Raw genomic sequence first — 20,614 nt, 5'->3', positions numbered from 1 at the left:
GGTCAGCGCACCTTCGCGCAGACCGCCTCGAACACCGCGCCGCTCACCGTCTCGGGCTTGCCGACTGGCGACCACTGGGTGTGGCGGCCGATGTCGAGGTCGTGCACCTCGAGCGGCCCGTTGTAGCTGACGACACGGCGCATCTTCTCGCGGCGGCCCTTGCAGTCGTAGTCGCCCAGGTAGTTGGACGCGCGGAAGGGCTGCTTGCCCACGTCGTTCTGGAGCTCGAAGTAGTCGTAGCGGGTCCAGGCCTCGACGAATTCGCCGTGGGGGCGGATCGACGGGATCTTCAGCGACACCTTCTTGCGGGCCGTGGTCATGAGCTGTGTCCACTCCTGCTGTTTCGGCTGGGGCTGCGCGGAGACACAAGGGACGGCGGCCACCAGCGCAAGGACGCCGACGGCGGGGATCAGGCGAAGGAACGGGTTCACGGCTCGGGCTCCCTGTGTGGTTCTGTATGTCTGCATGGGCCGGCGCCGGCCGGCAGCCGGAAGATATCAAAGCAGGCCCAGGGCAGCTCAGCGCGGCTTCGGCTGGGTCTTCTTCGGGGCCGGCTTCGGCGCAGGCTTCGGCTTGTCGCCACCGAACAGCTTTTCCACCTGCTGCCCCACGCGCGCCCCGATGGCGGTGCCCACACCCGGCAGCACCGCGCTGCCGATGGCCGCGCCGGTGAGCGCGGCGCCGGTCAGCGAGAGTTCGGGGTCGCTCATGCTGCCGCCCACCTTCAGCGGCACGCCGACCACGCCGTCGACGAGGTCGACCGCGATCTCGCCGTCGAGCTTGCGGTTGAAGAGCTTCAGGTTGCCGCTGGCGGTGAGCACGCCCGAGCGGGCCTTGAGGTTGCTGTACTGCATCACCACGCCGTCCTCGGTGCCCTGGGTGTCGAGGGTGCCGGTGAGTTCGTCCAGCGCGGTGGTGCCTCCTCGGCTGATGCCTGCGGTGGTGACGGCCTTGGCCACGTCCAGCCTGGTGAGCGTGGCCGGTTGGACCGAGAAGGTGGTGCGGGTGTGCAGGCTGCGGATGAGCGCGCCGAGATCCTCGGCGCTCGCCGCCTCGGCCGCGAGCGTGGTGGTGCCCGAGAACTTGCCGGCCACCGAGGTGCGGCGGCCGAAGGCCTGCACCAGGCTCTCGATGTCGATCTGGCGCGGCTCCAGGTCGGCCGAGAGCTGGAGCTTGCCGTCGGGCTGCGTCTCGAGGCGGGAGACGCCGTTCCAGGTGCCGCCGCCCACCTCGATGCGGGTGCGCCAGCGGTCCTGCCCGGCCTGGCGGTCCAGGCGCAGGCGCACCGCAGAGGGCGTACCGGCGCGCTCGATGCGGGCCTGGCGCGGTCGCCAGCCGGGGTCGAAGCGGATGTCGCCGTCGTAGGCCAGCGAGATGTCGCGCCGGTCGATCCAGCTCACGTCGCGCCAGCGCAGCTGTTCCACGGGGACGGGCGCGAGCGTCCATGGCGCCGGCAACGCGATGACGCCCTCCCCGCTCTCCCGCGGCTTGGGCCCCTTGCCCCGGAAGGCACGCACCGAGGCGCGCGGCAACACCAGGCCGTCGACCTCGATCTCGTCCACCGCAATGACGCGCTGCAGCAGCGGCGCAAGCTGCAGCTGCACGCTCACGCGGCGCAGGGTGATGGGGCGGGGCTGGTCGGTGGCGATGTCGGACAGCACGAGCACGGGTACCGGCACCAGCGCCCAATGGGCGCCACCCACCTTCAGGGCCACGCCGAAGCGCTTCTCGAAGGCCTCGGCGATCTTCGCGGCCACCTCGTCGTCGGTGGGCAGGCGCGCGCTCACCACCCACACCAGCGCGCCCACGCCCAGCAGCAATGCAACGGCGATGCCGAGGAGCCAGCGGCGCAGGGGGAGCTTCATCGGCGCAAGGTAGCACGCAAAGGCGACTCGGTTTGTCAGCCGCCATCGCTATAGTTTTGGCCACTGTTACAGGCAGGAAGAAAGAAAGAGGCACTGAATGCGTATCTGGAAGAAAGAGGTCTCCGTCGAGACCCTGACGAGCAACCACGTGGGCACCGTCGTCTCCGCGCTGGGCATCGAGTTCCTGGAGGTGGGCGACGACTTCATCCGCGCCCGCTGCCCCGTGGACGAGCGCACCCGCCAGCCCTACGGCATCCTGCACGGCGGCGTGTCGGTGGTGCTGGCCGAGACGCTGGGCTCCTGCGGCGCCCACTACTCGGCCCCCGAGGGCGACCGCGCCGTGGGCCTGGACATCAACGCCAACCACATCCGCTCGGTGACCAGCGGCTGGGTGATCGGCACGGCGCGGCCGGTGCACCGGGGGCGCACCACGCAGGTCTGGCAGATCGACCTGACCAACGAGGCGGGCGAGCTGACCTGCGTATCGCGCATCACGATGGCGGTGCTGCAGGCGCGCTGAAGGCGGCAGCTTTCTTTCTCCTGCGGCAGGGTGCATGCCGGTGTTCAGGGCGGGGTTCATCACCCACAATCACGCCCCGGGAAAGCCGGGACGTCCCGGCCACCGAGCACTACATCCAACAAGAGGAGATAGAAGAATGTTCAACTGGACTGAACGGCCCGCGTCCGCGCTGGCCAACGGCGCGGTAATCGCGCCCGACGAGCGGCTGCCCTGGCTGCAGACCGGCGCGATGGGCGTGCAGCACGTCATCGCGATGTTCGGCGCCACGGTGCTGGCGCCGATCCTGATGGGCTTCAACCCCAACATCGCGATCCTGATGAGCGGCATCGGCACGCTCATCTTCTACTTCGTCACCGGCGGCAAGGTGCCCAGCTACCTGGGCTCGAGCTTCGCTTTCATCGGCGTGGTGATCGCCGCCAGCGGCTACGCGGGCAAGGGGCCCAACGCCAACATCGCGGTGGCGCTGGGGGGCATCGTGGCCTGCGGGGTGGTGTACATCCTGATCGGGGCCATCGTGCAAGCCATCGGCACGGGCTGGATCGAGCGCTTCATGCCGCCCGTGGTCACGGGCGCGGTGGTGGCGGTGATCGGGCTCAACCTAGCGAGCGTGCCCGTCAAGAACATGGCGGCCGGCAACTTCGACGCCTGGATGCAGGCCGTGACCTTCCTCTGCGTGGGCCTGGTGGCGGTGTTCACCCGCGGCATGCTGCAGCGCCTGCTGATCCTGGTGGGGCTCATTTTGGCGACGCTGGTCTACGCCGCGCTGACCAATGGCATGGGCATGGGCAAGCCGGTGGACCTGAGCGGCATCGCCAACGCGGCCTGGTTCGGCCTGCCGACCTTCACCGCGCCGGTGTTCACGGCCAACGCGATGCTGCTGATCGCGCCGGTGGCGATCATCCTGGTGGCGGAGAACCTCGGCCACCTGAAGGCGGTGACGGCCATGACCGGCCGCAACCTCGACCCGTACATGGGCCGCGCCTTCATCGGCGACGGCATCGCCACCGTGGTGAGCGGCGCCGCCGGCGGCACCGGCGTGACCACCTACGCCGAGAACATCGGCGTGATGGCGGCCACGCGCATCTATTCCACCGCCGTGTTCGTGGTGGCCGCCGTCATCGCGCTGGTGCTGGGCTTCAGCCCCAAGTTCGGCGCGCTGATCCAGGCCATTCCGCTGCCGGTGATGGGCGGCGTGAGCATCGTGGTGTTCGGCCTGATCGCCATCGCGGGCGCCAAGATCTGGGTCGACAACAAGGTCGACTTCTCGCAGAACAGGAACCTGATCGTGGCGGCCATCACGCTGATCATCGGTACGGGCGACTTCACGCTGAAGTTCGGCGACTTCGCCTTGGGCGGCATCGGCTGCGCGACCTTCGGCGCGATCATTCTTTACGCCCTGCTGGGCCGCTCGAAGAACTGAGCAGGCCCCGATCCAGGCCCTCCGGAAAAGTGCAACCTCATGAAAGAAGTGTTCTCTGGAGGGCCTGAGGCGGGGGCCCTTCACCGGCCTTTGGCCCGCGCCCGTTAGACTCCAACGCTTTTCGCACCGACGTTTTCCCAATGGCCGATGTCTCCGCCGCGCGCACCAAGGCGGTTTTCGAATTCAAGAGCGCCACGCTGCCGCTGATCGCAGTGATCCTCAAGACGTCCGACCTGGACGTGCTGGCCGAGGCGCTCGACGCCCAGCTGGCGGATTCGCCCGACTTCTTCGAGCAGGAGCCGGTGGTGATCGACCTCTCGCTGCTGCAGGAGTCGCAGGACGACGGCGACATCGACTTCGCCGCCCTGCGCGGCCTGCTGGCGCGCCACCAGACGCAGCCCATCGCGGTGCGAGGCGGCAACGACACCCAGCACGCCGCAGCGCGCGCGGCCGGCCTCTCGGTGGCGGCCATGCCCGCGGCCCCGGCGCCCCGCGCCCCGGCCCCGCCGGCCGAGCCCCCGGCCTCCGAGGCCCCGCAGATCGTGCGCGAGGTGCCGGTGCCGGCCAACGGCACGCTGCTGATCGACAAGCCGCTGCGCTCGGGCCAGCAGGTCTACGCCCGCGGCGGCGACGTGGTGGTGACTGCCATCGTGAGTTTCGGCGCGGAAGTCATCGCCGACGGCAACGTGCACGTGTACGCGCCGCTGCGCGGCAAGGCCATTGCCGGCGCGCGCGGCAACACCGAGGCGCGGATCTTCTCGACCTGCATGGAGGCCCAGCTGGTGGCCGTGGCCGGCATCTACCGGACCAACGAGGTGCCGCTGCCCGACACGGTGCTGGGCAAGCCGGCCCAGGTGCGCCTGGACGGCAAGAAAATCTCGATCGATCCCATTCCCTGAGCGGACGAACCCGATCACGGAATGCGGCGACCCTGACAAGCAACAACTGAATCGAAACAAGAAGGAATGGCCATGGCCAAAATTGTGGTGGTGACTTCGGGCAAGGGCGGCGTCGGCAAGACGACGACGAGCGCCAGCTTCGCGTCGGGCCTCGCGCTCGCGGGCAAGAAGACGGCGGTGATCGACTTCGACGTGGGCCTGCGCAACCTCGACCTGATCATGGGCTGCGAACGCCGCGTGGTGTACGACCTGATCAACGTCATCCAGGGCGAGGCCAACCTGAGCCAGGCGCTCATCAAGGACAAGCAGTGCGACAACCTGTTCGTGCTGGCCGCCTCGCAGACGCGCGACAAGGAAGCGCTCACGCAGGAAGGCGTCGAGAAGGTGCTGGCCGACCTCGCCGCGATGGACTTCGAATACATCGTCTGCGACTCGCCCGCGGGCATCGAGACCGGCGCCATGATGGCCATGCACTTCGCCGACGAGGCGCTGGTGGTGACCAATCCCGAAGTGTCCTCGGTGCGCGACTCCGACCGCATCCTGGGCATGCTCAGCAGCAAGACCAAGCGCGCCAAGGAAGGCGGCGAGCCCATCAAGGAGCACCTGCTGATCACCCGCTACAACCCCAACCGGGTGGCGGGCGGCCAGATGCTCTCGCTGGAGGACATCCAGGACATCCTGCGCATCAAGCTGATCGGCGTGATCCCCGAGTCGGAGAGCGTGCTGCACGCCTCCAACCAGGGCGTGCCGGCGATCCACGACAAGGAAACCGACGTGGCCCAGGCCTACACCGACGTGGTGGCCCGCTTCCTCGGCGAGGACCGGCCGATGCGCTTCGTCGAGGCGGAGAAGCCGGGCTTCTTCAAGCGAATCTTCGGGAGCAAGTAGCCCATGTCCTTCCTCTCGTTCCTGCTGGGCGAAAAGAAGAAGACTGCGAGCGTCGCGAAAGAGCGGCTGCAGATCATCCTCGCCCACGAGCGCTCGAGCCTCAGCGGCAAGAAGCGGCCCGACTACCTGCCCGAACTCCAGCGCGAGCTGGTGGCGGTGATTTCCAAGTACGTGTCGATCAACGCGGACGACATCAAGGTCAACCTGGAGACCCAGGACAACCTCGAAGTGCTCGACATCAAGATCGAGCTGCCCGACCCGGCTCCGACGCCGGCGCGCTGAGCGCGAAGGACCTGAAGCGCAGCGCCGGGCCCGCGTTCAGCGCTGCGCCACGAAGCGCGCCACCTGCGTCAGCACCTCGGCTTCCTTGAGGATGCGGCGATGTCCCCATCCCTGCGTGGCGACGAGCTGCGCACCGCGGATCGCATCGCGATACGCCTGCGCGTCGGCGAAGCGGTTCACGCGGTCGTCGCGGTCATGAACGATCAGCGTGGGCTGCGCGATGCGCGGGCCCACCGCCGCCGGTTCGAGCTGCGGCATCAGCACGCCCTCGCGCGATTCGAAGCGCCGCTGCATCGCGAGGCGCGTGGCTTCGCTCAGCCCGAAGGTGTGGGCGAAGTAGCGCGTGTATTCGCGCGGCGAAGCGGGCGGAGCGAGGAGCACGAGACGCTCGGCCGGTAGCCCGCGCGCGGCAGCCAGGGCCAGCCCGTTGGCGCCCAGCGAATGCGCGACGGCGGCGCGTAGCGCATGGCCATCGGCCGCCAGCCGGGCCGCGACGTAGGCGATGGCACGCGCGAACTGCGGCGAATTGCTCATCGTGCCGGCGCTGCGGCCATGGGCCGGCAGCTCGAGCAGCACGGGCCGCAGCCCTGCGGCGGCCACGGCCTGTGCGAGCGGCAGCATCTGGCCCGCATGGCCGCCCCAGCCATGCACAAGCAGCACCACCGGCGCCGACTCGGCGCCCGAGTCCTGCGCGGCGAGGTGGTAGATGCCGACGCTGGCCTCTTCGAAGGACCAGTCCTCGCGCCGCCATTCGGCACCGGGGCCCTGCCCGCGATAGAGCCACTTGGGCGGCAGCGGCGTGCCGAAGACGCGGTAGGCGGCGCGCACCGCCAGCGCCGGCCAGAAGCGCTGCGAGGTGGTGAGGCCGAAGCGCAGCGCGCGCATCGTGCGGCTGGGCCGGTAGTAGTTGGACTGCGCGGCGTGGCCGGCTGCCGGAGGGGAAGTGCTCGTCATGGGTCGGTGGTCCTTCCGGGCTTCAGTACCAGACCCAGTCGCGGTTGCTGCGCGGCAGGCTGCGCAGGGTGTCGCGAAGGCCCTTGATGCCAAGGACGGCCGCGTAGGCGGCTAGAAAGAGGGCAATGATCAGCATAGTGCTTCTCCTGTTTATCGCACGGCTGTGCGAAATTTTGGCAAATCGAACGCAGGGAATCCGCCTGGTTCTTGAAGGGGCCTCGCTCAGGCGAGGTAGCTGGAAAGAAGCCGCTGCCAGGTCTGGGTAGCGCGGTCGGCGGCCTGCGGGTCGCGCAGGAAGCGCGCGTCGTGCAGCTGGGTCATGGTCACGCCGTTGAGCTCGCTCACGAGCTGCGCCGGATCGGTGTCTGCCTTGAGCTCGCCCGTCTCGATGGCCTGCAGCACGGTGCGGCGCAGCGCGGCGCGCCAGCGGGTGATTTCGCCGAGCAGCACGTCGCGCAGCTCGCCCTCGCGGTCGTCGAACTCGAAGGCGCCTGCCATGTAGAGGCAGCCGGTGTGCATCTCGACATCGCGCGTGCGGGCGATCCAGCGCGACACGATATCGTTGAGCCGGGCCAGGCCCTTGGGCTTCTGCATGGCGGGCACGAACACATCGGCCAGGAAGCCGCGGCCGTACTCCTCGATGACGGCCTTCTGCAGCGCCTCGCGCGAACCCACGCGCGAGAACACGCCGCTCTTGGAGAGGCCCAGCCTGCTGGCCACCGCCTGCAGCGTGATCGCTTCCAGGCCTTCTGCCAGCGCGAGGTTCATTGCCGCGCCGACGATGGCGGCGCGGGTGAGTTCGCTTTTCTGGGTCTTGGCGTCCATGCGGCGAACTTTAGCACAGTCGTGCGAAATCACAAGTGCCCGGAGACAGGCCGCTGCTGGAGCGCCTTAAAGATGTTTTGCTCATGTGAAACCAACAAACGCATCGTTCCCCGAATAAGCGCTTCTGCCGAGAATCGCCGGTCGGCCCCAGCCGGGGCTTCGATGACTCCTCCGCGCCAGATGAACTTCCAACAACTGCGCTCGGTACGCGAGGCCGTTCGTTGCGGCTTCAACCTGACCGAAGTCGCCCACACACTACACACCTCCCAGCCCGGCGTGAGCCGGCAGATCCGCGAGCTCGAGGAAGAGCTCGGCATAGAACTCTTCGTGCGCGCCGGCAAGCGGCTCACGGGGCTCACCGAACCTGGCGGGCACGTGCTGCCGATCATCGAGCGCATGCTGATGGAGAGCAGCAACCTCAAGCACGCGGGCCAGGAGTTCGTCGCGCAGCAAAGCGGCCTGCTCTCGGTGGCGGCCACGCACTCGCAGGCGCGCTACGCGATGCCGGTGGCTGTGCAGGAATTCCGCGCGCATTTCCCGAACGTGAAGCTGCACCTGCACCAGGGCTCGCCCAAGCAGATCGCGCAGATGCTGCTGGACGGCGAGGCCGACGTGGGCATCGCGACAGAGGCGCTGGGCGACTATCCGCAGCTGGTCGCCCTGCCCTGCTACCGCTGGACGCACTCGGTAATAGTGCCGCCGGGGCATCCGCTGCTCGACGCGCCGCTCACGCTGGAGGCGCTCGCGCGCTATCCGCTCATCACCTACGACACGGGCTTCACCGGCCGCTCGCGCATCGACGAGGCCTTCGAGCAGCGCGGACTGCAGCCCAACATCGTGCTGGCCGCGATGGACGCCGACGTGATCAAGACCTACGTGCAGCTGGGCCTGGGCATCGGCATCGTGGCCGGCGTGGCCTACGAGGCCGAGCGCGACACGCAGCTGCGCGCGATCGACGCGGGGCGGCTCTTCGGCATCAACCTCACCAAGCTGGCCGTGCGGCGCGGCACTTACCTGCGCAAATATGTCTACGCTTTCATCGAATCTTTCGCGCCCACGCTGACACGCGCGGTCGTCGAAGGGGCTCTGGGAGACCAGGAGAAGGCCTCCCACTACGAAATCTAGGCTTTGTCCAGAAGCTGGAAGCGGTTGTGTACCGGGGACGACAGAATGGTTAAAAAAGAAGTCTGAAGCTTCACACAGGCGGCGTACATTCGGGTTAATTCCTTGGCTTCCTGGAAATGGATCAGCAATGGCATCGTCGACCTCGCAGCAGCAGCAACAGCAAACAAAGGCCTCCCGGAGGGCGGCCGATGCAGCGGAGCGGCGAGAACGCCTGAGACGGAACCTGCCCGCCACGGTTGAACTGCTGCAGAGCCGACAGGCCGACCGCATCGACGACGCCGACATCGACGCGTACGTGAGCCTCAACTGGCTCGAGTGGCACGGCGGCGGCCTGCGCCTGACCATCACGGGGCGCAACGTCTGCGCCCAGTCGATACCCGCGGCATTGGCCTGAGGGCCTTCCTTCTCCGCGCAAACGAAAAAAGCCGCCGCGGTTGCTTGCGGCGGCCTTGCGACACGTGCCGGTTCCGCTTACTGGCCGGCGATGATGTTCGCGATCACGCCCGTGGCGATGGCCGCGAGCACGAAGTCGCCGCCCACGCCCACCCACTGATAGCCGCGGGGCGGCTGCTGCAGCCTGTAGGCGCGCCAGTCCTGCACCACGTAGTTGCGGCCACGGTACTCCGGCGGCACGCGGCCGCCACGACGCCATTCCGTATGCGGCTGCGGGAAGCCGCGGCGGTCGAACTGGCGGCCATCCCGGAAGTCCTGGTTGCCGCGGTAGTGGTCGCCGTGCGGGCCGCGCCGATCGAAATTGCGGTCGCGCTGCTCATAGCGGCCATCGCCGGGACGGCCGTTGTTGTCGAAGCGCCGATCCTGCGCAAAGGCACTCCCTGCGGCCATGCACATCGCGAGTGCCGCGGCGCCCACGGCCATGATCTTCGAGTTGGTCTTCATCCGGAACTCCTTCATGCGTTGATGACGAGTTCATTGTGTGCCGCGCGTGTATCCGATTCGGCCGCTTCAGGTCGCGGTCAGGTGAAATCAGGTAAGCGCTGGTATCCGCGCGGCGCCTTGTCCTTCATGTGACTGGCACGTAGCGGTTGACCACCATGCCGCTCTCGTAGGCCGTCGAGCCCAACAGCCGCAGCTTGTGGCCCTTGTGGGGGTCGTGGAACACCGAGCGCCCCGCGCCCACGGCCGTGGGGTTCACGAAGAACTGGAACTCGTCGACCAGCCCCGCCGCCACGAGCGCCGACGCGAAGCCCACGCCACCGATGGTGATGATGTCCTTGCCCTGTTCGCGCTTCAGCGCGTTCACTTCTTCCGCCATGCCGCCCCTTGCGATGACGGTGCGCTCCCACCGCGAAGACTCGAGCTTGTCGGTGAGCACGACCTTGCGCGCCTCGACGATCTTCTGCGCGAAGGCGTAGTGCGGATCCGCGGGGAATCTCTTCGCGGCACGGCCCCAGTGATCGAGGTAGCCCTCCTGCACGATGAGCCGGCTCAGCAGGATGGTGTCGATGCCTTCGAAGACGGCGTTGAAGTCGCGCTTCAGCCTGTCGTCCCAACCCCAGCGATCGCCCCAGCCCCAGAGTTGCCAGTCGAGGCTGCCATTGGCCGGCGACACATAGCCGTCGACCGACATCTGCATTTGCAGGATGAGCTTTCTGGTCATGCGCGTTCTCCTTCGGCCAGTATGGCCTTCGCCCATTGCTCCAGCGTGGTGGACGACGTGTTGCGTGGCGAACGGGCTTCCAGAGCCCATCCTTCCTGTTCGTTGAAGCTGCGCGCAGTTTCGAGCACCGCTTCGGCAAAGCTCGGCGACATGCCGGCGCCGAGCATGCTCGCCAGTGCGTCCTGGTGAGGCACCTGCACGTACTGCACCTTGGGCTTGCCGATGGCTGCGCCGAGGATGGCGGTGGCTTGCGCCATCGTGTAGTCGCCACCGCCGTGCAGTTCGTGCACGCGCGTGAGGGTGGCGGCTTCGTCGGTCAGCAGCCGCACCGCGCGATCGCCGACGTCCGCGGCGGAGACCATCGGCATCGGAAGGTCGCCGCGAAACAGCGTGCCGAAGAAGCCGGTGCCAGCCTGCGATGCGAAGTCGAGGCCCTTTCGGAAGTTCTCCATGAAGAAGCCGGCGCGCAGATGGACCAGTTCGGGAATGTGCAGCTCGTCGAGGCCCTGCTCCAGCAGTGCGGCGCCCAGCGAACTGCCCTTGCGCAGATGCGCGCTGAGGCCACTCAGCAGCACCACGCGGCGCACCGAAGCTTCCTTCACCGCCCGCGCCAGGTTGGCGCCGATCTCGCGCTCGCGGGCATGCAGGTCCGCCGCCTGCAGGTCGAACGGGACCATGAGAAACGCGCCGTCCACGCCGGCGAACACCTGCCTCAGCGCAGCGGCGTCATCCAGCGAAACGCCCGCGCTGCGCGAGACCGGCCGTACATGATGACCCGCGGCCTGCAGGCCCCGGACTACTGCTTTTCCCACGTCGCTCGTCGCTCCGACCACCGCGTACGTGCTTGTCTTTCGAGTCGTTGGCATCTTGTCTCTCCATTCGGTTGGGGCTGGAATAACTGCTTGTTAAATGCAAGCAGTTGCAGTATTCGGTGACTGATGCAAAAATGCAAGCAGTTTTTGAAAGAGATCGGAGAGACCATGGCCTCCAGCGAAAAGTCGGCATGCCCGATCAACCTCGCGCTCGAAGTCTTCGGCGACCGGTGGAGCCTGCTGATCGTTCGCGACATGATGTTCGCGGGCAAGCGGCACTTCCGCGAGTTCCTGCAGTCGGAAGAAGGCATCTCCTCCAACATCCTCGCGGAGCGGCTGAACAAGCTGGTCGAGTACGGCGTGCTCTCGAAGGCCGACGACCCCAGCCACAAGCAGAAGGCCGTCTACAGCCTCACCCCGACGGGCATCGACCTGCTGCCGGTGGTCACGCAGATCGGCATCTGGGGCCGCAAGTACCGGCCGGTGACCGAGGAAAGTGCAGCGCCTTCCGTGGCCCTCGAAAAGGGCGGCGCCGCCCTGCAGAAGAAGATGCAGGCCGAGTTGCGCAAGACGCACCTCGACTCGCACTAGAGCCAGAACGCGGCGGCCAACGGGCCGGCACTCAGCCCTGGCTGGTGGAGCGAAGACTCAGCCGCCGACCGTGTTGTGGGCCTGGTGCACGCGCGAGCCGCTGCCGCGCCTCGCATCGCGGTCCACCGGCGGCAGGTCGAGTTCGATCAACGCGCCGTGCGCCTTCGCCAGGTCGAAGCTGCCCGTGGACTGCGGCCTGTCGGTGTGCAGCACGAGCGCATAGGGACCTTCGCCGCGCGCCGCGAGGCGCTGGCCGAGCCTGCCCCCGCCGCCGTTCTCTCTCGGCGAGGAGAGCACCAGCACGCTGCGTCCCAACGCGATGACGGCCATGCGCACGTTGCTGCCGGGCACGGCCACGGGTTCGCCGACGTGAGTATCGGCATCGGCGGCGATGCTGCTGCCGAGCAGGGCGCGGTAGCGCGCCAGCGTGGCATCGAGGTCGGCGACCGCCACCGCCAGGCTCGCGACGCCCAGGGCGCCGTTGGCGTGCACTCGCACCTCGCCTTCAGGCACTCGCAAGGCGCGCGGCGTGAGATCGCCGCACAGGAAAGGCAGGTCGGCAGAAAGCGGGCGCGCGGTCTGCCAGCGCAGGCGTTCGCCGTCGGGCCGCACGCGGCCGCCGTCGAGCGGACCTTCGAGCACGAGCCCCCGCGCCTTCGCATCGTCCACGGTGGCGGCGGTGTCGCGCGGCAGCAATGCGAAGTCGACGATGCCTTCGCCGTGCTTGTGCAGCAGCTGCCACCAGCGCTCGCCGGGCGAAGGCTCGCGCCACGCGATCAGCTCGAGGTAGCTGCCGTCGCCGAACACCACCAGCGCGTTGTGCGTGGCGCGGCCCGGATGCTCGCCGCCGCGCAGCACGTGGAATCCGAGCGCGCCGTAGTCGGCGATGGTGCGTTCGAGGTCGTGGACCGCGACGACGATGTGGTCGAGCCTGAGTGCCATGAATGCGTTCTCCGTGGATTTCCGGGTTCAGGATGCGGTGCGCGCCGCGCCGCCGCCGCCGAGGTAGGCGTCGCGGATGCGCGTGTCGGCCAGCAGCTCGCGCGCCGGACCCGACAGCACGATGCGCCCGGTCTGCAGCACGTAGCCGTGGTGCGCGATCTGCAGCGCGAGGCTCGCGTTCTGCTCGACCATGAACACCGACACGCCCTGCGCGTTGATGCGCGCGATGAGCTCCAGCACCTTGTCGACGTACAGCGGCGACAGGCCCATGGTCGGCTCGTCCATGCAGATGAGCTGCGGCCGGCCCATGAGCGCGCGCGCCATCGCCACCATCTGCTGCTCGCCGCCCGAGAGCGTGCCGGCCTGGAACTCGATGCGCTCGGCCACGCGCGGGAACAGCTCCAGCATGCGCTCCAGGTCCTGCGCCACGGCCTTGCGGTCACCGCGCGCATAAGCGCCCATCAGCAGGTTCTCGCGCACCGTCATCGCGGGGAACAAACGGCGCGCCTCGGGCACGGAACCGATACCCTTGCGCACGATCTGCGGCGTGCTCAGCCCCAGCGTCGATTCGCCGTTGAAGAGCACCTCGCCCGAGCGAGGCTTGAGCAGGCCCAGCACGATCTTCATCGTGGTCGACTTGCCGCTGGCGTTGCCGCCGAGCAGGCTGACGATCCGGCCCTTGCGCACTTCGATGTCTAGATCGAAGTGGGCCTGCACGGGGCCGTAGAAGCTGTTGATCTTGCGCAGCTGGAGCAGCGCTTGCTCCTGCTGCGGCTCATGGAAGGCAGGTGCCGCGCTGCGTTCGGGCTGCCCCTCATCCCGACCCTCTCCCCAGAGGGGCGAGGGAGCGAGGCCGGTGCGGGCGACGGTGGCGATCATGCGGGCACCGCCTCTTCTTCATTCGGTGCTTCCACCGAGCCCACATGGCGATGGCCGAGATACGCCTTGATCACCGCCGGATCGTTGCGCACCTCGTCCGGCAGCCCTTCGGCGATCTTGCGACCGTCGTCGAGCACAGCCACGCGGTCCGACAGCTGCATCACCAGGTCGAGCTTGTGCTCGATCAGCAGGATGGCCTGGCCCCGCGCCTTCAGGCCGCGGATGATCTCCAGCATCTCGGCCGTCTCGCTCTCGTTCATGCCGGCGGTGGGCTCGTCCAGCAGCAGCAGGCGCGGCCTGAGTGCAAGTGCACGCGCGATCTCCACGCGGCGGCGGTTGGCATACGAGAGGCTGTAGGCCGGGTGGTCGATGCGCGGGGCAAGGCGCTGGCCGAAGAGCGCGATGATTTCTCGCGCCTCCTCGCGCAGCGCCTCTTCCTCGCGGCGCACCGCGCCGGGCTGTACCAGCGCGAGTGCCAGCTCGGCGATGGCGCCCAGCCCGGGCACACCGCCCAGGCGCGGTTTCACGGCGCGCAGCCGCGTGTGCGCGCCGACCAGCACGTTGTCGAGCACAGTCAGATTCGCGAACACGCGCCCATGCTGGAAGGTGCGCGCGAGCCCGCGTTGCGCGAGCTGCTGCGCAGGCAGGCCGGTGATGTCGTTCCCGTCGAACAACACCAGCCCTTCGTCGGGCCGGTCGAGGCCGGTCACGAGGTTGAACAGCGTGGTCTTTCCCGCGCCGTTCGGCCCGATCACGCTCAGCAGCTCGCCCTCGCCCACGTGCAGGTCGACCGCGTTGACAGCCGTGAGCCCGCCGAAGCGGCGCACGAGGCCGCGTATCTCAAGCAGCGACGGCATCGACCGTTTTCTCCCCCGCCCGAGCCTTCGAGTCGACGTGCTTCACCTCGGCACGGATGGTCTGCGGATTGCGCAGCAGGTTGAGGATGGGGCAGTTGCGCTCCACCGCCTCGAAAAGCGCATCGATCTCCTCGCGGCTCGCGGGCGAGTCGATGTGCACCGTGTAGCCGATCTCGTGCGGCCAGATGGGCGTCTTCTCGTGGCCCGGCTTGCCGCCGCGCGGATCGATGATGCCCGTCACCTCCACCTCGAGGCTCTCGAGCGGAACCTGCCGCTCGGCCGCCTGGATCAGGAAGATGTGCGTGACGCAGGTGCCCAGCACGCCCAGCTGCAGCTCGGGCGAGCTGGGCCCGAGGTCGTAGCCGGCGAAGTCCGGCGGGCTGTCGCTGATGACCTGATGTTCGCGGATGCGCAGCCGGCGCACACCGCTGCGGCCTTCGGCTTTCACGCTTGCTTTGAGTTGCACGGGCCGCGCTGTGCCGGTTTCGATGGCGGCATTGCGCGCCAGCACGGCGGCGCGCTTCTCGGCGAGGTAGTCGTTGAGGTGGCTCATGGTGGTGTGTTCCTTCAGACAGTGCCCAGCAAACCCTGCGGGCGGAATCGGATCAGGAGAAGCAGTGCGACGCCGTAGATCAGCATCCGGTACTCCGCCGTCACGCGGAACAGCTCCGGCAGGCTCACGAGCGCCACCGCGCCCAGCAGCGCGCCGCTGATGTTCCCGAGTCCGCCGAGGATCACCATCGTCAGCGCCAGGATCGAGATCTGCGAGCCGAAGGTCTCGTGGTTGATGTACGAGTACATATGCGCGGTGAAGGCGCCGCTCACGCCGGCTGCGAAGCCGCCGAAGCCGAAGGCCAGCGTCTTGTAGCGGTCGGGGCTCACGCCATAGGCGCGCGCGGCCACCTCGTCCTCGCGCACCGCGCGGAAGGTTCGGCCCAGGTGCGAGCGCAGCAGGCGCCACTGCAGCAGCCCGAGCAGCACCATCGCGCCGAACGAAGCCCAGTAGAGCGCCTCGTTCGACGACGCATCGCGCCCGAAGAGCGACAGCGGCGGAATGCCCGACACGCCGATGGGCCCGTGCGTGAGGCTTTCCCAGTTGAGGATGGTGAGCGCCACGATCTCGCCGATGCCCAGCGTGGCGATCGACACGTAGTGGCCGCGCAGCCTGAAGGCCGGGAAGATCAGCGCCGTGCCGATCAGCGAAGTGAGAAGGCCCGCGAGCACGATGCCCGTTCCCACCGGCAGGCGCAGGTCGAGCACCAGCAGCGACGATGCATAGGCGCCGATGGCCAGCAGCCCCGCATGGCCCAGCGAGATCTGCCCGATGGTGCCGGCCACCAGCGTGAGGCTCAGCGCGAGCGCGCCGTAGAGCCACGCGTTGGTGAGCGTCTGCAGCAGGTACGGAGACGGGTCGAACAGCGGTAGCGCCACCGCCGCTGCGAACAGCGCGAGCAGCAGGCTGCGCGGCACGTGCCAAGGTTTGCTCGGCGCGATGAAGGTGCCTGTGAGCGGCTCGGGCGGCAACGCGCGCTTGCGTCCGAACAGCCCGTTGGGCTTCCACAGCAGGATCACGAGCAGCAGCGCAAAGGCGAAGAGATTGCGGTACGGCGTACCGAGGATCGCCACGCCGTAGCTCTCGATCAGCCCCAGCAGCAAACTGCCCGCGATGGCGCCGGGCACGTTGCCCACGCCGCCGACCACGGTAGCCACCACGCCCTTGAGCGTGGCCTGGAAGCTCATCGCCGGGCTGATGTTGTTGTAGTACATGCCCACCAGCAGGCCCGATAGCCCGCCCAGCGCGGCGGCGATGGCGAACACTGTCTGGTTCACGCGGTCCACGTCCACGCCCATCTGCTGAGCCGCGTCGCGATCCTGCGCGGTGGCGCGCACGGCCCAGCCGAGTTTCGTGAAACGCAGGAAGCCGAACAGCACGGCCGCGCTCGCGAGGCCGATGCCGGCAATGAGGATGTCGAGCGCGCCGATGGTGCCGGTGCCGATCTGCAGGCGCCAGTCGGGCAGCTGCGTGGGCAGCGAGCGCGGGTCGGGGCTGAACACCAGCTGCACCAGGATGTCGAGCACGAAGCTGATGCCGATGGTGGCCAGCAGCGGCGCGATGCGCGCCGAGCCCTGCAGCGGCCGCAGGCCCACGCGCTCGATCAGCATGCCGAGCGCGCCCGAGCCGATCACCACCAGCGCGATGGTCACGGGCAGCGGCGTGTGCAGGTACGTGATCGACGCCCAGCCGATGTACGCGCCCACGGTGTACACCGAGCCGTGCGCGAAGTTGATGAGATGCGAGACGCCGAAGATCAGCGCGAGCCCCACCGCCAGCAGCGCATAGATGTTGCCGATGATCAGGCCGTTGACGGTGTAGTCGAAGAAGGAAGTGAAGCTCATGGCATGCCGGCTTTGCCCCCTCTCCCGCGTGCGGGAGAGGGTTGGGGTGAGGGTGCAGCGGCCGATGCGAGGGACTGCTGTTTTGCGAAGGCCCCTGCCCTCACCCTGGCCCTCTCCCGCAAGCGGGAGAGGGAACGACGCGCGAGACTGCTCATTTCGATGCAGCCACGGCCGCCCTCTCGTCCAGCTGCGCCCACCTGCCGTCCTTCACGACGAGGTTGACGCTCTTCACGCCGATGATCCGCCGCGTCTGCGCATCGAAGCTGGCCTTGCCGAAGATCACGCTGGGCACGTCCTTGATCTTGTAGAACGCATCGCGCACCGCCTTGCGGTCGGCATTGGGGCCGGCCTGGCGCAGCGCGGCGGCTGCGTACACCACCGCGTCGTAGGCGTAGGCGTTGAAGGCGTCGGGCTCCTTGCCGTACTTGGCGCGGAAGCTCTTCACGAAGTCCTGCACCTCGGCGCGCGGCTCGTCGGGATAGAACGCGGTGTTGGTGTAGATGCCGTTCACCGCCGCGCCGCCGAGCTCGATGAACTTCGGCGAATACACCGAGCCCACCGCGGCGATGGGCTGCCTCAGCCCCACGCTGCGCACCTGGCCCGCGATGAGAGCGCCGTCGGGGTAGTAGGAGATGAGCACCAGCCCGTCGGGGTTGGCGTCGCGCACGCGCACCAGGGTCGAGCGGAAGTCTTTTTCGTCGGGCTGGTAGCCCTCGGCGATCGCGACCTGCGCGCCGCGCTCCTGCGCGGCCTTCACGAGCACGTCCTTGCTGGTGCGGCCCCAGTCGGTGTTCAGATACAGCACGGCGATGCGCTTGAAGCCCAGCGTCTTCACCGCGAGCTCGGCCAGCAGTGGCTGCGCGTCGGCCTGGCTGATGGAGGGGCTCCAGATGTAGTCGCCGCCCTTGGTGAAGTCGGGGTGCGAGTTGGTGAAGCCCAGCTGCACCAGGCCCGCGCGCTGGTAGATGGGCGAGGCGGCCATCGAGGCCGGGCTGGAGAAGTCGCCGAGCTCGATGAGCACGCGCTTGTCGTTCACCAGCTTCTGCGCGATGGCCACCGACTGGCGCGGGTCGCTCTGGCTGTCTTCGAAGTTGTAGGCCAGCGGACGGCCGTGGGTGCCGCCCTGCGCGTTGATGTGCTCCAGCGCGAGGTCGAAGCCGGCCTTCCACTGCGCGCCGTACTGCGCGTTCTGTCCGGTGACGGGCCCGCTCGCGCCGAACCACACCGGCTCACCGGTGGCGGGTGCGGCCAATGCGGCAAAAGGCGCGGCCAGCAGGGCCATGGAGAGTGCGGTCACATGACGCAGGAAGCGGTGGCGGTTCAAGAGCAGCGGCATGGTGTCGTTCGGGTCCGGTGATGGATGGGAGAGGTGCGGGGAGCCAGTCATTCTTCGCCCGCGCTCCACACCGGGGAACGAACAAAAACGGGGAGGCTTATGCGCTTTCCGAGCAAAGGGACAAGCGCTCGCGCGGCTTCGGGCTGCGTTTAAGCTGCGCGCCACATGAAGCGACGGCACCTTCTCCATCTGCTGGCGGGCGTATCCGCTGCGAGCCTCCTGGCGGCATGCGGCAGGCGCAAGCCCTCGACGGCGGCGCTGAAGTCCGGAGCCCACGTGCTGGCCCTGGGCGACAGCCTGACCTTCGGCTACGGCGCGCCGCCCGAGGCGTCATGGCCGGTGAAGCTGGGCGAGCTCACTGGCTGGCAGGTCGAGAACGCGGGCGTCAACGGCGACACCTCGGCGGGCGCGCTGCAGCGCCTGCCAGGTCTGCTGGGCGGCGCGAGCTACGACGCGATCCTGATCGGCATCGGCGGCAACGACATGCTGCGTGGCGTGTCGGCCGCATCCACGCGCGACAACCTCGTGGAGCTCGTCACCCAGGCGCGCGCGCACACGCCCTACGTGGCCGTGCTGGCGACGCCCGCGCCCGACGCGATGCGCGCGGCGGTGGGGTCGCTCAGCGATGCGCCGTTCTACGAAGAGGTGGCGAAGGCGCAGCAGGCGCTGCTGGTCGCGAACGTGTATTCGAGCGTGCTCTCGGATTCGTCGCTGCGCTCCGACCGCATCCATGCGAATGCGCGAGGCTACGAGAAGGTCGCGCAGCTCCTGGCGGATCAGCTCAAGTCCGCTGGCTGGCGTTGAGCAGGTCGACGTAGGCGCCCTGCACCAGCTGATCGGTGCGAACGCCCAATTGCGCCATGAGTGCATGCGCCTCGGCGATGCCGGCCTCGGCCGACTCGCCCTCCTCCAACACCACTTCGAGCTCGAGGAATTCGCCAAGCCCTTCCACGCGATCGAGGTGGATGCGCGTGCGGCCCGCGACGAACAGCCGGCGCTGCTTGCGCACCCGGCCCGCCTGGCCCCAGGCGAGCGTGAGCGATTCGCGCAGCACATCGGGCGTGGGGCAGGGCGTGATCAGGTAGAACGATTCCTTCGGACCGGCGCTGTTCGCACGGCGGTAGAAGATCAGCTCCGCGCGGTCGGGCGCGAAGGTGCGCAGCTTGAGGCGGTCGGCGCCGTCGGTGCAGCGGAAGAAGGTGTCGTCCTGCGCGATCTCGATGGGGCCCCTGTCGGCCAGTGTCGCGGCGATGGCTGCGACCCGGTCAATGCTGTCGATGCGGGCCTTGATCTCTACATTTCGTGCCATGTGTTCCTTGGAGAGATGTTCCGGGATGCGTGCGAATGACACCGGGTAGCACCCGGCGCCATTCGCATATGGACGCTCTGCTCATGCCGGTCGCATGAGCGCTGCGCTCATCGATCACGCCGAGCAGCGGCTCCAAGGATCAGGGCGCGCTGCCTTGCGGGCCCACGGACGGCGGTGCAGCACGTCCGCTCGATCCTGGCGAGAGCTTGCGCCCGAAGGCCTCGCCCACCCTGCGCACGGGCCGGCTGGCCTTTTCCGACACGTTGTTGACGCCGCGCCGCGTAGCTGCGTCGGCGCGGTCGATGCCGCGGCCGGCGGCGTTGGTGCCGCGCTGCACGCTGCCCACAACCTTGCCGCCGCGCGAGGGCGACTTGAGCGTATGGGCGCGCTGCGCCTTCGGCGGGTTGTCGGCGCTCTGGGCCTGCGCGAGACCGGGCAGGCACAGCATGGCGGACATCGCCACGGCAAGCGGCGCGTGGAGAGAGAAGGAAAGTTTCATGGAGCCTCCTTGGTGTCTGTGTCTTCCGCTGCCACAGCGGCAGCACGCGCCATGCGCTCGCTCTTCCAGTAGACGTCGTCGCCGCCGTCCATGCGGTTGAGCACGCGCGCGAGCACGAAGAGCAGGTCGCTGAGCCGGTTGAGGTATTGGCGCAGCGCGTCGTTGAGTTGTTCGACGGCGCCCAGCGCCACCACGGCACGCTCGGCCCTGCGCGCCACCGTACGGCACACATGCGCGAGCGAGGCCGCGCGTGTGCCGGCGGGAAGGATGAATTCGGCCAGGCGCGGCAGCGCTGCGTTGTGTTCGGCAAGTGCGTTGTCCAGCTGCAGCAGGGCCTCGGACTTCAGCAGCGTGAAGCCCGGCATGGAGAGTTCGCCGCCGAGGTTGAAGAGCTGGTGCTGCACGTCGACCAGCAGCTCGCGCACGGGCTCCGGCATGGGCTCGCACAGCAGCACGCCGATGTTCGAGTTGAGTTCGTCCACGTCGCCCATCGCGTGCACGCGCAGGTTGTCCTTCGACACGCGCGTGTTGTCGCCGAGGCCAGTGGTGCCGTCGTCGCCGGTGCGGGTGGCGATCTGGGAAAGTCGGTTGCCCAT

General features: G+C 68.2%; 25 protein-coding genes. 9 read left to right on the top strand and 16 right to left on the bottom strand.

Annotated elements, in window-relative coordinates:
- Positions 1-2: 2 nt before the first annotated feature.
- Positions 3-431, bottom strand: a complete 429-nt coding sequence (locus ABL844_RS00530; protein ID WP_418130168.1) for a surface-adhesin E family protein — start codon at positions 429-431, stop codon at positions 3-5.
- Positions 432-518: 87 nt separating this feature from the next.
- Positions 519-1,865 (bottom strand): hypothetical protein, encoded by a 1,347-nt coding sequence (locus ABL844_RS00525; RefSeq protein ID WP_418130167.1) that lies wholly within the window; start codon positions 1,863-1,865, stop codon positions 519-521.
- A gap of 97 nt (positions 1,866-1,962) precedes the next feature.
- On the opposite strand from ABL844_RS00525, the gene ABL844_RS00520 reads away from it, so the two are divergent.
- The 5 genes from ABL844_RS00520 (at position 1,963) to minE (ending at position 5,874) form a co-directional block, all read left to right on the top strand.
- Positions 1,963-2,385 carry a hotdog fold thioesterase gene (locus tag ABL844_RS00520; protein WP_126020671.1) on the top strand — a complete coding sequence of 141 codons (423 nt, stop codon included), beginning with the start codon at positions 1,963-1,965 and terminating at the stop codon, positions 2,383-2,385.
- A 136-nt stretch (positions 2,386-2,521) separates the two neighbouring features.
- Positions 2,522-3,805 carry a solute carrier family 23 protein gene (locus tag ABL844_RS00515; RefSeq protein ID WP_418130166.1) on the top strand — a complete coding sequence of 428 codons (1,284 nt, stop codon included), beginning with the start codon at positions 2,522-2,524 and terminating at the stop codon, positions 3,803-3,805.
- 140 nt (positions 3,806-3,945) lie between these two features.
- The gene (gene minC / locus ABL844_RS00510; RefSeq protein WP_126020675.1) at positions 3,946-4,704 is read left to right on the top strand and encodes a septum site-determining protein MinC; all 759 of its coding nucleotides are present in this window, start codon (positions 3,946-3,948) and stop codon (positions 4,702-4,704) included.
- 72 nt (positions 4,705-4,776) lie between these two features.
- Positions 4,777-5,592 (top strand): septum site-determining protein MinD, encoded by an 816-nt coding sequence (gene minD, locus ABL844_RS00505; RefSeq protein WP_126020677.1) that lies wholly within the window; start codon positions 4,777-4,779, stop codon positions 5,590-5,592.
- 3 nt (positions 5,593-5,595) lie between these two features.
- The gene (gene minE / locus ABL844_RS00500) at positions 5,596-5,874 is read left to right on the top strand and encodes a cell division topological specificity factor MinE (protein ID WP_019653579.1); all 279 of its coding nucleotides are present in this window, start codon (positions 5,596-5,598) and stop codon (positions 5,872-5,874) included.
- 36 nt (positions 5,875-5,910) lie between these two features.
- On the opposite strand, the gene ABL844_RS00495 is transcribed toward minE, so the two are convergent.
- Positions 5,911-6,828: an alpha/beta fold hydrolase gene (locus ABL844_RS00495; RefSeq protein ID WP_126020679.1), complete on the bottom strand. Its 918-nt coding sequence runs from the start codon at positions 6,826-6,828 to the stop codon at positions 5,911-5,913.
- A 222-nt stretch (positions 6,829-7,050) separates the two neighbouring features.
- On the bottom strand, positions 7,051-7,653 hold the full coding sequence (locus tag ABL844_RS00490) for a TetR/AcrR family transcriptional regulator (RefSeq protein WP_126020681.1): 603 nt from the start codon (positions 7,651-7,653) through the stop codon (positions 7,051-7,053).
- A gap of 180 nt (positions 7,654-7,833) precedes the next feature.
- Here ABL844_RS00490 and ABL844_RS00485 point away from each other — a divergent pair, with 180 nt between their 5' ends.
- The gene (locus ABL844_RS00485) at positions 7,834-8,778 is read left to right on the top strand and encodes a CysB family HTH-type transcriptional regulator (RefSeq protein WP_418118620.1); all 945 of its coding nucleotides are present in this window, start codon (positions 7,834-7,836) and stop codon (positions 8,776-8,778) included.
- A gap of 127 nt (positions 8,779-8,905) precedes the next feature.
- Positions 8,906-9,172 carry a hypothetical protein gene (locus ABL844_RS00480; RefSeq protein ID WP_184639026.1) on the top strand — a complete coding sequence of 89 codons (267 nt, stop codon included), beginning with the start codon at positions 8,906-8,908 and terminating at the stop codon, positions 9,170-9,172.
- Between the two features lie 77 nt (positions 9,173-9,249).
- On the opposite strand, the gene ABL844_RS00475 is transcribed toward ABL844_RS00480, so the two are convergent.
- The 3 genes from ABL844_RS00475 to ABL844_RS00465 all read right to left on the bottom strand — a co-directional run bounded on the left by ABL844_RS00475 (position 9,250) and on the right by ABL844_RS00465 (position 11,262).
- Complete coding sequence (locus ABL844_RS00475) at positions 9,250-9,675, bottom strand: RcnB family protein (protein ID WP_126020687.1); 426 nt, start codon at positions 9,673-9,675, stop codon at positions 9,250-9,252.
- 124 nt (positions 9,676-9,799) lie between these two features.
- Entirely contained in the window at positions 9,800-10,396 is a 597-nt protein-coding gene (locus ABL844_RS00470) for a dihydrofolate reductase family protein (protein ID WP_369660172.1), read from the bottom strand.
- Complete coding sequence (locus tag ABL844_RS00465; RefSeq protein WP_418130165.1) at positions 10,393-11,262, bottom strand: NmrA family NAD(P)-binding protein; 870 nt, start codon at positions 11,260-11,262, stop codon at positions 10,393-10,395. The genes ABL844_RS00470 and ABL844_RS00465 overlap by 4 nt, the downstream gene beginning before the upstream one ends.
- Before the next feature lie 114 nt (positions 11,263-11,376).
- Between ABL844_RS00465 and ABL844_RS00460 the strand changes: the two genes are divergently transcribed.
- On the top strand, positions 11,377-11,799 hold the full coding sequence (locus tag ABL844_RS00460) for a winged helix-turn-helix transcriptional regulator (RefSeq protein ID WP_126020691.1): 423 nt from the start codon (positions 11,377-11,379) through the stop codon (positions 11,797-11,799).
- 57 nt (positions 11,800-11,856) lie between these two features.
- On the opposite strand, the gene ABL844_RS00455 is transcribed toward ABL844_RS00460, so the two are convergent.
- The 6 genes from ABL844_RS00455 to ABL844_RS00430 form a co-directional block, all read right to left on the bottom strand.
- The gene (locus ABL844_RS00455; RefSeq protein ID WP_418130164.1) at positions 11,857-12,741 is read right to left on the bottom strand and encodes a VOC family protein; all 885 of its coding nucleotides are present in this window, start codon (positions 12,739-12,741) and stop codon (positions 11,857-11,859) included.
- 27 nt (positions 12,742-12,768) lie between these two features.
- On the bottom strand, positions 12,769-13,620 hold the full coding sequence (locus ABL844_RS00450) for an ABC transporter ATP-binding protein (RefSeq protein ID WP_418130163.1): 852 nt from the start codon (positions 13,618-13,620) through the stop codon (positions 12,769-12,771).
- Positions 13,617-14,477 (bottom strand): ABC transporter ATP-binding protein, encoded by an 861-nt coding sequence (locus ABL844_RS00445; RefSeq protein WP_418130162.1) that lies wholly within the window; start codon positions 14,475-14,477, stop codon positions 13,617-13,619. Before ABL844_RS00445 ends, ABL844_RS00450 begins: the two co-directional genes overlap by 4 nt.
- On the bottom strand, positions 14,461-15,030 hold the full coding sequence (locus ABL844_RS00440; RefSeq protein ID WP_184639035.1) for an OsmC family protein: 570 nt from the start codon (positions 15,028-15,030) through the stop codon (positions 14,461-14,463). The genes ABL844_RS00445 and ABL844_RS00440 overlap by 17 nt, the downstream gene beginning before the upstream one ends.
- Positions 15,031-15,044: 14 nt before the next feature.
- A complete protein-coding gene (locus ABL844_RS00435; RefSeq protein ID WP_418130161.1) occupies positions 15,045-16,874 on the bottom strand; it encodes an ABC transporter permease in 1,830 nt (609 codons plus the stop codon).
- A gap of 151 nt (positions 16,875-17,025) precedes the next feature.
- Complete coding sequence (locus tag ABL844_RS00430) at positions 17,026-18,210, bottom strand: ABC transporter substrate-binding protein (RefSeq protein WP_418130160.1); 1,185 nt, start codon at positions 18,208-18,210, stop codon at positions 17,026-17,028.
- Between the two features lie 165 nt (positions 18,211-18,375).
- Here ABL844_RS00430 and ABL844_RS00425 point away from each other — a divergent pair, with 165 nt between their 5' ends.
- Complete coding sequence (locus tag ABL844_RS00425) at positions 18,376-19,014, top strand: GDSL-type esterase/lipase family protein (RefSeq protein WP_126020701.1); 639 nt, start codon at positions 18,376-18,378, stop codon at positions 19,012-19,014.
- On the opposite strand, the gene ABL844_RS00420 is transcribed toward ABL844_RS00425, so the two are convergent.
- The 3 genes from ABL844_RS00420 to ABL844_RS00410 all read right to left on the bottom strand — a co-directional run bounded on the left by ABL844_RS00420 (position 18,992) and on the right by ABL844_RS00410 (position 20,614).
- Complete coding sequence (locus tag ABL844_RS00420) at positions 18,992-19,519, bottom strand: class IV adenylate cyclase (protein WP_418130159.1); 528 nt, start codon at positions 19,517-19,519, stop codon at positions 18,992-18,994. The genes ABL844_RS00425 and ABL844_RS00420 overlap by 23 nt on opposite strands.
- Before the next feature lie 139 nt (positions 19,520-19,658).
- Entirely contained in the window at positions 19,659-20,018 is a 360-nt protein-coding gene (locus tag ABL844_RS00415) for a hypothetical protein (protein ID WP_369660181.1), read from the bottom strand.
- Positions 20,015-20,614, bottom strand: coding sequence for a cob(I)yrinic acid a,c-diamide adenosyltransferase (locus ABL844_RS00410; RefSeq protein WP_184639041.1), 600 nt, complete (start codon positions 20,612-20,614; stop codon positions 20,015-20,017). Before ABL844_RS00410 ends, ABL844_RS00415 begins: the two co-directional genes overlap by 4 nt.

It is taken from the genome of Variovorax sp. 278MFTsu5.1 (genome assembly GCF_048305045.1).
Taxonomy (GTDB): domain Bacteria; phylum Pseudomonadota; class Gammaproteobacteria; order Burkholderiales; family Burkholderiaceae_C; genus Variovorax; species Variovorax guangxiensis.
Note: the sequence above shows the minus strand (reverse complement) of the source record. Positions and strands in the feature narration are given on the sequence as shown.